Source organism: Mesobacillus selenatarsenatis SF-1, assembly GCF_000813125.1.
GTDB classification, from domain to species: Bacteria; Bacillota; Bacilli; order Bacillales; family Cytobacillaceae; genus Mesobacillus; species Mesobacillus selenatarsenatis.
Genome location: NZ_BASE01000059.1, coordinates 1 through 14,105 on the forward strand (window position 1 = coordinate 1; position 14,105 = coordinate 14,105).

The 14,105-nt window shown below is 43.3% G+C and carries 14 protein-coding genes; 10 read left to right on the forward strand and 4 right to left on the reverse strand.

Going from position 1 to position 14,105, the window contains the following annotated elements; genetic code table 11:
- Nucleotides 1-313: 313 nt before the first annotated feature.
- A complete protein-coding gene (rnjA, locus tag TY49_RS12670) occupies nt 314-1,978 on the forward strand; it encodes a ribonuclease J1 (RefSeq protein ID WP_041966282.1) in 1,665 nt (554 codons plus the stop codon).
- Between the two features lie 92 nt (nt 1,979-2,070).
- Here rnjA and TY49_RS12675 read toward each other — a convergent pair whose 3' ends face one another.
- On the reverse strand, nt 2,071-3,933 hold the full coding sequence (locus TY49_RS12675; protein ID WP_041966283.1) for an LTA synthase family protein: 1,863 nt from the start codon (nt 3,931-3,933) through the stop codon (nt 2,071-2,073).
- Between the two features lie 272 nt (nt 3,934-4,205).
- Between TY49_RS12675 and TY49_RS12680 the strand changes: the two genes are divergently transcribed.
- From TY49_RS12680 to TY49_RS12690, 3 genes are all read left to right on the forward strand, one after another.
- Nucleotides 4,206-5,075: a cation diffusion facilitator family transporter gene (locus tag TY49_RS12680; protein WP_041966284.1), complete on the forward strand. Its 870-nt coding sequence runs from the start codon at nt 4,206-4,208 to the stop codon at nt 5,073-5,075.
- An 86-nt stretch (nt 5,076-5,161) separates the two neighbouring features.
- Nucleotides 5,162-5,353: a hypothetical protein gene (locus TY49_RS12685; RefSeq protein ID WP_041966285.1), complete on the forward strand. Its 192-nt coding sequence runs from the start codon at nt 5,162-5,164 to the stop codon at nt 5,351-5,353.
- 87 nt (nt 5,354-5,440) lie between these two features.
- On the forward strand, nt 5,441-6,397 hold the full coding sequence (locus tag TY49_RS12690) for a TRM11 family SAM-dependent methyltransferase (protein ID WP_041966286.1): 957 nt from the start codon (nt 5,441-5,443) through the stop codon (nt 6,395-6,397).
- 46 nt (nt 6,398-6,443) lie between these two features.
- On the opposite strand, the gene TY49_RS12695 is transcribed toward TY49_RS12690, so the two are convergent.
- A complete protein-coding gene (locus tag TY49_RS12695; protein ID WP_041966287.1) occupies nt 6,444-7,889 on the reverse strand; it encodes a DEAD/DEAH box helicase in 1,446 nt (481 codons plus the stop codon).
- Nucleotides 7,890-8,221: 332 nt separating this feature from the next.
- Between TY49_RS12695 and TY49_RS12705 the strand changes: the two genes are divergently transcribed.
- Complete coding sequence (locus TY49_RS12705) at nt 8,222-8,404, forward strand: DUF3896 family protein (protein ID WP_041966289.1); 183 nt, start codon at nt 8,222-8,224, stop codon at nt 8,402-8,404.
- On the opposite strand, the gene TY49_RS24680 is transcribed toward TY49_RS12705, so the two are convergent.
- Nucleotides 8,401-8,550 carry a hypothetical protein gene (locus TY49_RS24680; RefSeq protein ID WP_156972680.1) on the reverse strand — a complete coding sequence of 50 codons (150 nt, stop codon included), beginning with the start codon at nt 8,548-8,550 and terminating at the stop codon, nt 8,401-8,403. The two genes, TY49_RS12705 and TY49_RS24680, sit on opposite strands and share 4 nt — an antisense overlap.
- Nucleotides 8,551-8,601: 51 nt before the next feature.
- Nucleotides 8,602-9,102 (reverse strand): hypothetical protein, encoded by a 501-nt coding sequence (locus TY49_RS12710; protein WP_041966290.1) that lies wholly within the window; start codon nt 9,100-9,102, stop codon nt 8,602-8,604.
- Between the two features lie 96 nt (nt 9,103-9,198).
- Here TY49_RS12710 and TY49_RS12715 point away from each other — a divergent pair, with 96 nt between their 5' ends.
- The 5 genes from TY49_RS12715 (at nt 9,199) to TY49_RS12735 (ending at nt 13,997) form a co-directional block, all read left to right on the forward strand.
- Nucleotides 9,199-9,783 (forward strand): vWA domain-containing protein, encoded by a 585-nt coding sequence (locus TY49_RS12715; protein WP_041966291.1) that lies wholly within the window; start codon nt 9,199-9,201, stop codon nt 9,781-9,783.
- A 27-nt stretch (nt 9,784-9,810) separates the two neighbouring features.
- On the forward strand, nt 9,811-10,458 hold the full coding sequence (locus TY49_RS12720) for a DUF4352 domain-containing protein (RefSeq protein ID WP_041966292.1): 648 nt from the start codon (nt 9,811-9,813) through the stop codon (nt 10,456-10,458).
- 255 nt (nt 10,459-10,713) lie between these two features.
- Nucleotides 10,714-11,790, forward strand: a complete 1,077-nt coding sequence (locus TY49_RS12725) for a hypothetical protein (RefSeq protein ID WP_041966293.1) — start codon at nt 10,714-10,716, stop codon at nt 11,788-11,790.
- 127 nt (nt 11,791-11,917) lie between these two features.
- Nucleotides 11,918-12,604: a response regulator transcription factor gene (locus TY49_RS12730; protein WP_041966294.1), complete on the forward strand. Its 687-nt coding sequence runs from the start codon at nt 11,918-11,920 to the stop codon at nt 12,602-12,604.
- Complete coding sequence (locus TY49_RS12735; RefSeq protein ID WP_041966295.1) at nt 12,588-13,997, forward strand: HAMP domain-containing sensor histidine kinase; 1,410 nt, start codon at nt 12,588-12,590, stop codon at nt 13,995-13,997. The genes TY49_RS12730 and TY49_RS12735 overlap by 17 nt, the downstream gene beginning before the upstream one ends.
- Nucleotides 13,998-14,105: the final 108 nt, after the last annotated feature.

Genomic DNA, 14,105 nt, shown 5'->3' on the forward strand with positions numbered 1-14,105 from the left:
AAAAACGGTAAAGCAGAGCCGCTGCATTACCCGAAAAGGAGTGAAATAAATAAAAACGATAAAAGCAGAACAGTTGCATTGCCCTAAAAGAATCCTCAGGACGAAAATTTATCCGTCTCAGCAACTTTTCCCCTTAAATGCTCGTCTCAATACTAAAAGGAATTGCATGATTTGTTGAAACGTATATTTTATGGTATATTTTAAGAACTTCAAACCCCTATTTTCTCCAACCAATTTCTTCACTATTCTTATTAGACTATGATTCCCATGGGAATTAATAAATATATTTGTACAAAGAAACAGGAGTTGAACTATGGAAACGAAATTGAAAAAAGATCTTAAGATATTCGCTTTAGGCGGTCTTGGTGAGATCGGAAAAAATACGTATGTAATCGAATACAAAAATGAAATGGTGTTAGTGGATTGCGGAATCAAGTTTCCGGATAATGAATTGTTCGGGATTGATTATGTGCTTGCGGATTACACTTATTTGAAGCAAAACCAGGACAAGCTGGTAGGGATTTTCGTGACGCATGGTCATGAGGACCACATTGGCGGGTTGCCATTCTTGCTTCAGGATGTAAAAGCACCGATTTATGGTGGAGATTTTGCGGTTGAGCTTATCAAGTCCAAGCTGTTGGAGCACAAAATCAAAGGTATTAAATTCCACCAAATCAATAATGATACAGTCGTCGAATTCCAGAATATCAAGGTACGTTTTTTCAGGACGACGCACAGTATCGCGGATTCATTCGGTGTTGTGGTGACGACACCGGAAGGGAACATTGTCCACACAGGTGACTTCAAATTTGACCTGACGCCGGTTGGCGCGGGCACTGATTTTCAGAAAATCGCCGAAATCAGCAGTGAGGGAGTGCTGTGTCTATTATCAGACAGTACGAACAGTGAAGTGCCAGGTTTCTCGGTATCAGAAAAACGTGTAGGCGAAGCAATCGAAGATATTTTCCAGACGGTGGATGGCCGCGTTATTTTCGCGACGTTTGCATCGAACATTGACAGGATTCAGCAGGTGGTGAAATCATCACTAAAGTATAACCGAAAAATGGCCATCGTTGGCCGCAGTATGGAAAAGACGTTTGAAATTGGCCGCAGATTGGGTTATATTTCTGCACCTGATGAAGCGTTCGTGAGTGTCAATGAAATTGGGAAGGTTCCCAGCAATGAGATGACGATTATCTGTACGGGAAGCCAGGGTGAACCGATGGCGGCCCTTGCGAGGATCGCGAATGGCACACATAGACAAATTTCCGTCATTCCTGGAGATACGATTGTATTTTCTTCATCGCCGATCCCGGGCAACACAATCAGCGTAAACCGTGTGATTGATAAGCTGCACCGTATTGGTGCAGAAATCATCCATCATAAAATCAGCGAAGTCCATACTTCCGGTCATGGAAAGCAGGAAGAACAGAAGCTGATGATCAAGCTGCTTAACCCGGATTTCTTTATTCCAATTCACGGTGAGTACCGCATGCTTAACCAGCACGTAAAACTGGCAGAACAATGCGGAATTCCGGCTGAAAACTGCTTCATTTTAGACAATGGAGATGTCCTTGAACTATCTGCTGAGGGCGGCCAGGTTGCTGGTAAAGTACCAGCGCAGCCAGTATATGTTGACGGCAGCGGCATCGGTGACATAGGACATATCGTGTTAAAAGACAGAAGAGTCCTTTCCCAGGACGGACTTGTGATCGTAACGATGATGATCGATCGTGAGAAGAAGCAGCTTGTCAACAAGCCGACAGTCGTGACAAGAGGATTCGTTTATGTCAGGGAATCTGGCGACCTAATGAAAAATGTTGAAGAATTGATCAAGGATAAAATTGTAACAGAACTGGCGGGAGGCACGAAGGACTGGTCTAGCATCAAAAAGGCTGTCATCGACGTCGTCAATCCGTTCTTGTATAGCCAGACGGGCAGAAGGCCAATGATCTTGCCGATTATAATGGAAGTCTAATACGAGAACGCTCCTTATGGGGGCGTTTTTTAGTTTTATTTTATTCGTAACTCAAATCAAAAACCCCACTGACTGATCAGTGGGGTTCTCAATTATTGTTGTTGTTCATCTTTTTCATAAAAGCGAAGCAAATCTCCATAAATAATCTGGTCGGAGTAGCTCAGTTCGTTCTTGGCATGCTCGATATAAGGTTCACAGCTTGCACCATCTGTCGGTTCACCTGTGGCTTTATCGTAGCAAACTCCCTTTGTGTAAACAACATCTTCAGTAATGAAGCTGCCGTCTCTTAGGGCAACAAAGTTATCCTGTTTTTCGGAGAACAAGTCTTCTCCAAACTGGATGTCCTGTTTCGTATCAATTCCAGCAAGGTTCAACAATGTCGGGCGAAGGTCAATCTGGCCAGAAACGGTTGAGATCGTCTTTCCTTCGTGACCCGGGATGTGGATGATCATTGGCACACGCTGCAACTGTGTTGAAACAAATGGCGTGATTTCCTTGCCAAGGTACTGCTCCATTGCCTTGTTATGGTTCTCGGAAATTCCGTAATGGTCACCGTAGATCACGATGATTGAATCTTCGTAAAGTCCTTCTGCCTTCAGGTCCTCGATGAACAGCTTGAATGCTTCATCTGTATAACGGACAGTTGGGAAGTAACGGTTCAATGTACCGCTGTTTGAATCGTATTCATCGATGAATTTATCCTCTTCATCCAATTCGAATGGGAAGTGGTTTGTCAGAGTGATAAATTTCGCAAAGAACGGTTTAGGCATTGCTTTTAAATGTTCGATCGACTGGTCGAAGAACTCGATGTCCTTCATGCCCCAGCCAACAGAGTTTTCTTCATTCACTTCATAATCCGGCAATGAGTAAAAACGGTCATAACCAAAGTTGTTATACATGACGTCACGATTCCAGAAGCTCTTGTTGTTCGCATGCAGCTTCGCTGTATAATAAGCATTTTCCTTCAGCCTTTCAGCAAGGGACATATACTCATTCCCTGAGTGGGTAAAGAATACAGCGCCGCGGCCGAGCGGGTATAAAGAGTTTTCCAATAGGAATTCGGAATCAGACGTTTTACCTTGTGCCGTCTGATGGTAAAAATTATCAAAGTAATAGCTGTCTTTAATGAACTCATTCAAAAACGGCGTGATTTCCTGGCCATTCACTTTCTGGCCAATCACAAAGTTCTGGGTAGACTCCATTGAAATGACAATGATGTTCTTTCCTTTAGCTGCTCCAAACATTTCTTCAGAAGGAGCTGCATATTGAGCGCGTGTATAGTTTTCGATTTCAGTCAACTGGTTGCCATCTGCCATAGCTCTTTGTGCAGTTGTCTTTGTTTGCAGGTATGCATCGTAAATATGGTGATTGTACGTGCCAATATTCTTAACAAGAATTTCCCGGTCAAATGTACGTGTCAGCAATTCAGGACGCTCGGATTCTGAAAGTCCGAGGTTGAAGAATGCAAGGCCGATTGCGCTGAAATAAAAGGCAGCTGCATAAATACTCTTGTACTTTTTAAAAGAAACTTTTGGCGTTTTTACAAAAGCTAGTGCCAGAATCAAAAGGGCATCAGCAAAATACATGATGTCAGTCCAGCCGATCAATTCGCCAACACTGCTCTTTAAATCGCCCATATTGCTTGTCTGCGTCAACAGCGGAATCGTGATGAAATCACTGAATTCCTTATAGTAAACAACATTTGCGTAAAGAATAAAGGATGTGATAAAGCTCGTCGCTACAACGAAAGTTTTCTGCTTCCTTCCTGCCATGAAGACCCCGAGACCCAGGACAATCATGAGGAAGCTTAAGGGATTGATGAACAGGATGAATTCCTGCATTGAATTTTCAATATCTATATCAAAATTAAATTTATAAACGGTGTAGGTTTTAAGCCATAATAGGACAATGGCAATCAATACGAAACTTATGGACATGTTCTTTTTTGTCCCCATGCAATCCCTCCTAGGAATCTACTGAAGTTTACATTTTACCACAAATGAAAATAGTTTTGTAGCTGTGCCGATATACGCGTAATTTTCCGATATTTATTAGTACGTATTTAACCCTCGGAAAGTTTCTGGTAATTACTTCTATTTCTTTCTTTTCACCTTGGGAAACTTTTTTGCTTCCCTGTCAATTAAATGGACAAGGGTAAAAAGGTTGCTATAGACTCACTCGTTCTTTAATTGTTAAAATGTTCTAGCAGTTGAATGGAGGCCAGTCCATGAATGAACAACGTTATTCCAATTTAAAACTAGGTGAACGCGGGGCGATGATCAGTATCCTCGCTTATATAATACTGTCTGCCTTAAAACTTTCTGTAGGTTACATCAGCGATTCCGAAGCATTGAAGGCAGATGGCTTGAACAATACTACCGATATTTTAGCGTCGTTGTCTGTTTTGATTGGGTTGAGGCTATCGCAAAAACCTGCGGATGATGACCACCTTTATGGCCATTGGAAATCGGAAATGGTCGCTTCGATGGTGGCATCTTTCATCATCATTGTTGTCGGTTTCCAGGTTTTAACCAGCGCCTTCACATCATTTTTTGAAGGAACTGCCGAAGCACCAGATCTTATTGCTGCCTGGACAGGCTTATTTTCTGCATTGATTATGTACTTCGTGTATCGTTATAACCGGAACCTCGCACGCAAAATAAAAAGCCATTCGGTCATGGCCGCGGCTAAAGATAACCTGTCCGATTCGTGGGTGAGTATCGGTACTGCTGTTGGCATCATCGGCTCCCAATTTGGTTTGCCGTGGCTCGACCCAGTAACTGCATTCATCGTTGGCGCACTTATTTTAAAAACAGGATGGGACATTTTCCGGGAAGCATCCCACCAGCTGACAGACGGCTTTGATGTAGACCTAATTAAAGAATATAACGAAACCATCTGTAATATTCCTGGTGTCAAGGGAATTAAAGATTTGAAGGCACGAAGCTACGGCAACAATATTGTCGTTGACTGCGTGATCACGGTGAAACCTACCCTCGACATCAGCACCGCTCATGATATCTCGACGAGAGTCGAAGATAAGCTCATGGAAGAATACGATATATATGACGTCCATGTTCATGTAGAACCGGATTGAACAAGAAAAAAGTTATGAACGACTATAAACTTGTTCATGCTATACTTAGCTGGACCATTAGATTTTGAAGGGTAAAGGTATAATAGATGAAGTTTATAAAATCTCAAATGAAACAGTTGATAAAAGAACATCCAGAACTGCAAACGCGCTTATCCAGTTTGATGAAAGAACATGAGCTGGAGAAAAACTTTGCCCTTAAGGCTTTGTATCATTCTGAAGTAGCTGAGGGCAGAAAGTATCAGCTCGCATATCAAGCACTTGACTTGCCCAAGGGGTAAGTCATTTTTATTTCGATTTAACCTTTAAAGTTATATGTTATGGAATGGATAAAAGCTGTTTTGAACAGCGGAAGGATTTGAAATTGATTGGAATTCACTAACTTTGAACCTGAGTCTTTTATATATAATTACGCTTTTCCAGGTGAAGAAAAAGAGTTGTGCGCACTGGAAATGCGTTCGTTTTTTGGGAAGGATACAGAATCCAGAATCCTGGAGAGCACTTTGAAAATTGATCCAAGCCGGAGTCCGTTCATGAGGGGACGTATGGATGTCATCCTTGAAGGTGAGAAATTGGAGGACATAATTGAGCAAGTAAAGAAGATAGAATTGAATGCCGCTACTTTTAAAGTGATGTATGTAAAAGTATCTGGACCTGAAAAGGTGGATTTTGAAGAGAGGCGCCGAATCGAACGCAAAGTGGGACTGCAAATTCCCGGTGAGCCGGAGCTCGTTAATCCAGATGTGCTGTTTGGGATCATGAATGTAAACGAACGTTGGGTATTTGGTGAATACCACAGCAGTGAAGCGGTCTGGCTGAACCATCAGCAAAAACCGCATAGCTACTCGACTTCATTAAGCACCCGTGTCGCAAGAGCCGTCGCCAATATCGCCGTTCCTGATCCAGCTGGAGTTAAAGCGATCGACCCATGCTGCGGAATTGGAACGGTTGTAGTGGAAGCATTGTCGATGGGCATCGACATTGTTGCCAGTGATCTCAATCCGCTTATACTGCCTGGAACAAGGGAGAACATCGCGCATTTTGGCTATGCAACGGAAGTGACGTTCCAGGACATCCGCAATGTCACTGGGAACTATGACGTGGCAATTATTGATATGCCGTACAATCTGTGCTCAGTAATCACACCCGAAGAGCAGCTCGAGATGCTCCAGAGCACATACGAATTTGCTGATAAAGTAGTCATCGTCACGATTGAACCAATCGATTCTATCATCGGTAATGCCGGCTTTGAAATTGCTGACCGCTGTGTCGTGAGAAAAGCGACCTTCGAACGCGAGATCATTGTATGTAAAAAAACAAGATAAATTCAAGGACGATTATGCATGTCATAATCGTCCTTTCTTCTAGCCTCTATTTTATAGCCTTGCTGACTCTGAGCTTCTTTCCTTTGATCGTTGCATTCTCCATTGCCTGAATGACAAGCGAGCCTTTTCCGTTCAGGATATCGACATAGGACATTGTATCGTGGATCGTGATGATGCCGATATCGTCTGCGGTTACTCCAGGGATTTTCGCGATTGTTCCAACGAAGTCGACGGCGCGAAGCTTTTTCTTTTTGCCGCCGCTAAAATGAAGCTTCATGATATCCTGGTTGATCCGGGCTGTTTTGTTGTTTTTCACTACACGGCGCCCGCTGATTTTTTCATCGAATGCAGCCTGGTTTCTTGCTACGTCCTGCTTGTTCGGAGCTTCTGTAACAGGAATCTCAAAGCCAATGTATCGTTGTATTGCCCTGATGAATTTATCTTCAAAAGGTGTAGCAAACGTAATCGCTTTTCCTTTGTTTCCGGCGCGCCCAGTCCGGCCTGTCCGGTGCACATAGCCCTCTTTTTCCATTGGAACGTCATAGTTGATGACAAGTGAAACGTTATCGACGTCAATTCCCCTTGCAGCGACATCGGTGGCCACAAGATAGCGGAAATTCCCCATTTTAAAGCCATCCATCACAGCAAAGCGGTCTTCTTGTTCCAATCCGCCATGAAGTCTTTCACAAGAATAGTTTGCTTCTTCAAGATGGGTAAACACGGTATCGACATTTTCCTTCGTCCTGCAAAAAATGATACAGCTGTCAGGGTTTTCAACAACCGTAATATCTTTTAGAAGGGAGATCTTATCCTCTTCTTTCACTTCGAACAACATATGGTCAATCGTATTTGTCGTAATACCGGTAGAAGCGATTTCGATGTTAACAGGATCCTTCATATATTTATGGCAGAGATTTTCAACATCCTTGGGCAATGTCGCAGAAAACACCATCGTTACTCTGTCTGATGGAAGGTCTTCAATAATTGATTCCACATCATTGATAAAACCCATATTAAGCATTTCATCCGCTTCATCTATGATCAGATACTTGATTTCATCTAGTACAAGCGTTCCTCTTTCAATATGATCGATGACGCGTCCAGGTGTACCAACAACGACATGAGTTTTTTGCTTCAATTCCTCTTTTTGTTTCGAGAAAGGCTCCTTGCCATAAACGGCCATGGCTTTGATTCGTTTAAACCTTCCAATATTCGTAATGTCTTCACGAACCTGAACAGCTAGTTCCCTCGTTGGCGTTAAAATCAAGGCCTGGGGATTTCTTTCCTCCCATTCAACCAACTCACAAATAGGAATTCCAAATGAAGCCGTCTTCCCGCTTCCTGTCTGGGATTTAACGACAAGATCTTGTTTTTCCAAGGCTAACGGAATGACTTCTTCCTGGACCTCTGTTGGCGATTCATATTTCAACACAGTGAGGGCGCGTTTAATTTCTTCGCTTAAGTTGTAATCATCAAAACTTTTTTTACTCATATAAAAACCTCTTTTTATTTTATTATCCCACTTATTTATATATAGGATTCTCGCAGCGAATCATCATATGCATAAACTGAATAGTATTCATTATACTTCAAACGCCAGACTAATCGACTTTTATTTAAAAAGGAAAGCCTGGGAACAAATAGTGCTCCTCAGTCTGCTGATGAAACCTTTTGAAGAAAATAAATTTAAGGCTGCGTGTAAAAGGCTGATTCCTAATAAAGTTTCACAAATTATCAATAAATTCATTGATACCCAAAGGGGTTAATAATATATAATAAAGACATGAAAGAAAACGATTTCATTTTTTGGGAAGGGTGTTGGACATGAACTATCAAGAAGTCAAATCTCAATTAGAAGCATTGCAGATGCAGCTGGCGAATAAAATGCAGAATCCAAACCTGTCTATAGATGAAAAATCCGAGCTTCAGAGGGCAATCGCAAACTACGATTATATTATCGAGCTGACTTGCATGAACCATTTTGAGCGTGGTACTGCCATTCATTAAATCAAACAAGCCTGGAGGTTCAATTTCCTCCAGGCTGTTTTTATGAGATAAGAAAGTTTATATTTTACTTCGAGAAAGGTCCAGCTCCAGCGCCTAGCCCCTCGAGTCGCTTCGGACCGCCCAATGAAGTCAAAGAACGACTTCACCGGTCGGTCCTCCAGCGCTTGTCGGGGCTGACCAAGGTGCTTGCGCTTTTCTTATAGGATTCCACCCAAAGGCTTCTGGCTAAAATAATCCAATGCATAATTGACCTGGTGGATCTCATATATATTTCTTTCAATGCAAAACTGAATGACAAGGTCGGATGTTTCGCTGTCTGACAAAGAGTAGCCGGCAGAGCTTAACAGCTTGTCGGTTTCTTTTTTGTTCAATTCAAGCGCAAGTCCGAGGGCGATGACCGTATTCTTGCTTGGCCTGTATTCAGGGTTGGAGCGAATCTTTGAAAAATGTCTGCGGTCGATTCCCGCTTTTTTATAAATTTCAGCGTCAGAAGCGGCTCCCTTTTTATCAATAAAATCAAACAGCACTTTTTGCAAAGTCGGCTTCCGTTTCTGCGCGATGAACGTTTCGATCTCTAAAGGAGAAATACTCTCCAGGACAAAATCCTCAAGTGGTGCGGCAGATTTTTCATAAAGGATGAACGTCATATTCTGATCGATATATTCCTGTAAATCTGCCAATATCTTTTTATCCAGCATGAGGCCAGCCTCCTTAAAATGTCGCTTAACAGGCGACCAATATATGGATGAATCTAGTTATGATTATATCAGATTCAACCTAGGAGGATGATAGTGATGAATAACAATTTTACGGAAATCATTTTTTTGCTAGACCGGAGCGGCTCAATGGCAGGGCTCGAGAGCGACACTGTTGGCGGATTCAATGCTTTTGTAAAAAAACAGTCCGAACTGGCTGGCGAAACAATCCTGACAACGGTGCTTTTTGACGATGAATATGAAGTGCTCTGGAACGGCATTAATGCAAGGGAGGCGAAGCTGACAGAGGATGAGTACTATGTCCGCGGGACGACAGCACTTCTGGATACCGTGGGTAAAACGATACTCGATGTTGGCTACCGCCTGGCAAAAACAAAGGAAGACCGCAGGCCAGGCAAGGTTATCTTCGTGATCACGACAGATGGCATGGAGAATGCGAGCAGTGAGTTCACATATGGAAAAGTGAAGGAATTGATCCAGCATCAGCAGGAAAAGTACAACTGGGAATTCATCTTCATGGGGGCGAATATCGATGTCGTCAAGGAGGCTGACAGCCTGGGAATCAATATAGAGAATTCCTTTAAATTCGAAGCCTCAGAAAAAGGGATTGAAAACATGTATGAGGTCGTTTCTGAATCCATTATGGAAAAAAGAATGAAGTAATAACTAAGTAATCGAGGAGGAAGAGTTATGGCAAATAATCAATTAGGAAGCTGCAAGACTTGTGGTAAAGAAATCGCAAAAGGTGTGAAGAAATGCCCTCACTGCGGGAAAGACCAGCGCAGCTTTTTCGGGCGACATAAGATTTTAAGTTTCATTGGTGTATTGATTTTGGCTGGAATCATCGGTTCAGCTCTTGGCGGAGGAGAAGGGTCGAGTACAGAAGATAGCTCTGCTACAACAGCATCTGCACCGGTAAAAGAAGAAACAGTATATAAAGTGGGAGAAGTTATTCCTGCAGACAAAGTTGAAATCACTGTTACAAAGTTCGAAGAAAAAGACCAGGTTGGCAATGAATTCATCAACAAAGAGGTATCAGAAGGCGGTACGTTTGTTGCAATTCAATACAAAATCAAGAACACTTCAAAGAAGCCGGTGGGGATGTTTGATTATCCTAATGTCCGTCTGGTGGATGAGGAAGGAACAGAGTTTGACGCCGATATTGACGCATCTTCCAACTACGCAATTGAGACTAATGTCGACAATGCCAAGATTGCAAGCGACTTAAATCCTGGAATTACCGTTACAGATACAAAAGTGTTCGAAGTTTCAAAGGGAAGTTTTGCTGCAGGAAAATGGTTTATCAAGGTTGGCGACGAGAAAGTACAGTTGAAGTAACAGGTCGAACCCGGAGTATTTCCGGGTTTCTTTATTTTCCTTTCGATTTGACATTTACCGGACATAAAAGATTTTCAAGAAATCAATGATATAGGCTGAAATCCGGCTATTACGTCCGAATATAGCTTATCTAATTTTTTTTCGTTTTTTCTCATCTGACATTTTGCTGACATATTCACAGAGTAAATTATGAGTATAAGGTTCATGCCCATCTTGAATCTAAAAAATAGAATGGTTTTTAGGAGGATGTCAGATATGAAAAAGAAATCAGTTATTGGATTTACAATCGCTGGAGCACTTTTGCTTGGAGGTTATGCTACTACCTCTTTGGCGAATGACGACAGTACGACAAGCACAGCAGCAACCACTGTTAAAAGTTTTCTTGGTAAAGGGTTTGGTCATAAGGGATATTACGGAGGTAACTCAGAAGCACTGATCGAAAAGGCAAAAGACCTTGGAATCAGTACATCAGGTAAAGACGCTCAAACATTGATGGGTGAAATTCGCCAAGCTACACTTAAAAATGAAGCAAACGAACTGGGAATCAAGACAGACGGCAAGGATGTCGCAACGCTGGCTGAGGAAGTCCAACTGGCCAGCCTTAAGGAGAGAGCGAAGGATTTGGGCATCTCGACTGATGGGAAGGATGCAGCTGCACTTCACGATGCGATTCGTTTAGAAAACCTTAAGGATAAGGCGAAAGAACTCGGCGTCTCAACAGACAACAAGGATGCTCAAACCCTAATGGAAGAAATCCGTACAGCCAACTTGAATAAAAGAGCCAAGGAACTCGGTGTTTCCACAGAGGGCAAAGACCAGCAGACACTACAGCAGGAAGTTCATACTGCTTTTATAAACCAAGAGGCTAAGAAGTATGGAATTACAGTAGACGGCAAGGATATCCGCGAAGTTGCGCAGGAGGTCCAATCTGCCAAAGTAAAAGCAGACGCAAAAGAACTGAACATTACGATTGATGGGAAAACAATCGGTGAAATCGCCCAGGAAGTACAGGAAAAGAAAGTCGTGAACCTGGCGAAGGAACTTGGAATATCCACTGCAAATAAAGATACCCGCGAGCTTATGGAAGAGATTCGGGACAAAGATGCTGACAAGCTTGACGAGCTGTTTGAAGATGGATTCGGACGCCATGGAATGGGCTTTGGGCATGGAGGAGGTTTCGGAAAGGGCAACGGCTTTGGAAATGGTGAAGGCTTTGGAAAAGGCAGTGGTTTTGGACATGGCGGCGGCAAAGGCGGAATGGGACAAGGCGGTTTCGGCGGTGAAGGCGGCCGTGGCGGCATGCACCATAACGGCGGTGGACAAGGCTTTTAATGTAAAATAATACACTTGATCCCCCGGTATCTAGCGGGGGATTTTTCTTGTAAAATAAGGAGTAGAAAATGAACCGGAATGACGGGCTCCAGAGTGAAAGCTTTCTAGTAGGATGGGAGAGGCGAATATGAAGACCATTTTAATCGTAGAAGATGAACAAACGATCTCAAGAGTGCTGGCGGTTTACCTGAAACATGAAGGCTATGAGGTCCTACAGGCTTTTGATGGAAGCGAAGGTCTGACATTATTTACTGAGCACAAGCCGGATCTTGTTCTGCTGGATGTGATGCTGCCAGGAATGGACGGGTGGGAAGTTCTAAAGGAAATCCGTCAAATCAGCCCATGTCCGGTCATCATGCTGACTGCCCTTGGGGACATTGATTATCGTTTGAAAGGGCTGAACCAGGGAGCGGACGATTATATTTCCAAGCCTTTTATTGGCGAAGAAGTGGTTGCCAGGGTAAATGCCGTACTTCGCCGTTCTTCCCATGTGCTCGAAACGGAAAACATGAAACAGTTTGGCAGTCTGAAAATCAACATGGACTCCCATGTTGTCACGGTCGCTGGCGAGAAAGTCGTCTTAACTCCAAAGGATCTCAGTTTGCTGATTTATTTAGTGGAAAGGCCAAATCGGACATTTACCCGAGAAGACTTACTCGAAAGTGTTTGGGGAATGGATTATGACGGAAGTGACCGCGCAGTGGACTTATCGATAAAAAGAATCCGCCAATCCCTGGCGGAGTGGCCCGCGTCACAGGGAGAGATCACAACATTAAGAGGATTGGGGTATCAGTTCAGTGTTTACGAAAAATAAAAAGCACGTGACATTGTTGAGATATTGGACAACCAGATATCTTCTTACCCTGGTTGTCGGGCTTCTTTTGCTCGGTGCGGGATCGGTGTGGTGGATCAAGGAAACGACGCTGGAAAACCGATTGAAGTTAATGGAGTATATGGCAGTTGAAACTGCCGACCGGGTCGCACAGTCCAATAATTTCGGCGGTTTTGACCGTAGAATGGAAGACCGGACAAGATTCTTCGAAATGGAAAATCAGCCTCTGCTTGTCATTACTGATATGGATGGAAATGTTCTGAATACGGGTCCGATGCATGGTGGAGGAGGTCCGCGCCATATATCCAAAAATGTGCCCGCAGAGGTCATTGCAAGTGAGGATTCAATTAAGAAACTCACAGAAAATGGAACAGATATTTACGCTGTTAAGGCGCCAATCACCATCGATGATATTCAAGCCGGCTGGGTAGTTGTGATGCAAAATGCTGGTGACTTGACTAACATCGACCAAGAATACCGTTTGTTACTCATTTTACTGCTGGGGCTTGGCTTGCTTGGATGGATAGTTATTTATCTTCTCACCAAAAGGATCCTCAAACCAATCCAGAGTGTAGCGCGGGCAGCGGCAAAGGTGCGTGAAGGTGATTATGACATCAAGCTTGATGCCAACCAAAAGGAACTTGAAATATATGAACTCGTTAATTCTTTTAAAGAAATGACCAGCCGATTGACCCAGCTGGAGCAAATGCGTGCCGAGCTGCTGGCTGGTGTGACCCATGATTTGAAAACCCCTGTGACCTCGATCAGCGGGCTCGTCCAGGCTGTGCGCGACGGGGTCGTAACAGGGGAGGAGCGCCAGGAATTCCTGGACATCACGCTGAAGGAAATCCAGAGATTGCAAACAATGATTTCTGATTTGCTGGAATTCAACTCACTGGCAGCAGGTGCCTTCACGATCCGTACAGAGAATTGCGATATGAACAAACTCGTTGAGGATATCGGGAGGCAGTGGCAGGTCACGCAAAATGAACCCATAGATTTAAAGGTCATCACACCCAACGACACCATACATGCTATGACAGATCCATTACGATTGCAGCAAATCTTGATAAACCTATTGAATAACTCCTATCAGGCGATGAGCCATGGCGGTACGATATCCCTCATTCTTTCAGAGGGAAGGATTGATGTGAAAGACAATGGTACCGGCATTCCGGAAGAAGAGCAGGGACTGGTGTTTGAACGTTTCTTCCGGGGTGAGAGGAAAAAACTCAAAGTCAGGGGCCTCGGACTCGGCCTGCCTTTCAGCAAAATGCTCGCCCGATCATTGGGGGCAGATCTGATTTTAAAAGAAAGTAATCCTAATGGAACGACATTCTCTCTTGTGTGGGAGAAAAGTGAAGAATCAAATTAATAATGAATAGAATGCCTTCCCTGTGTAGGAGGCCACTGAAAATCTGCTGATTTTTTTGATTTTCTTGAGACCTAAACAAAAAAAGCCGAGTCCCTTAAAAAATCAGGG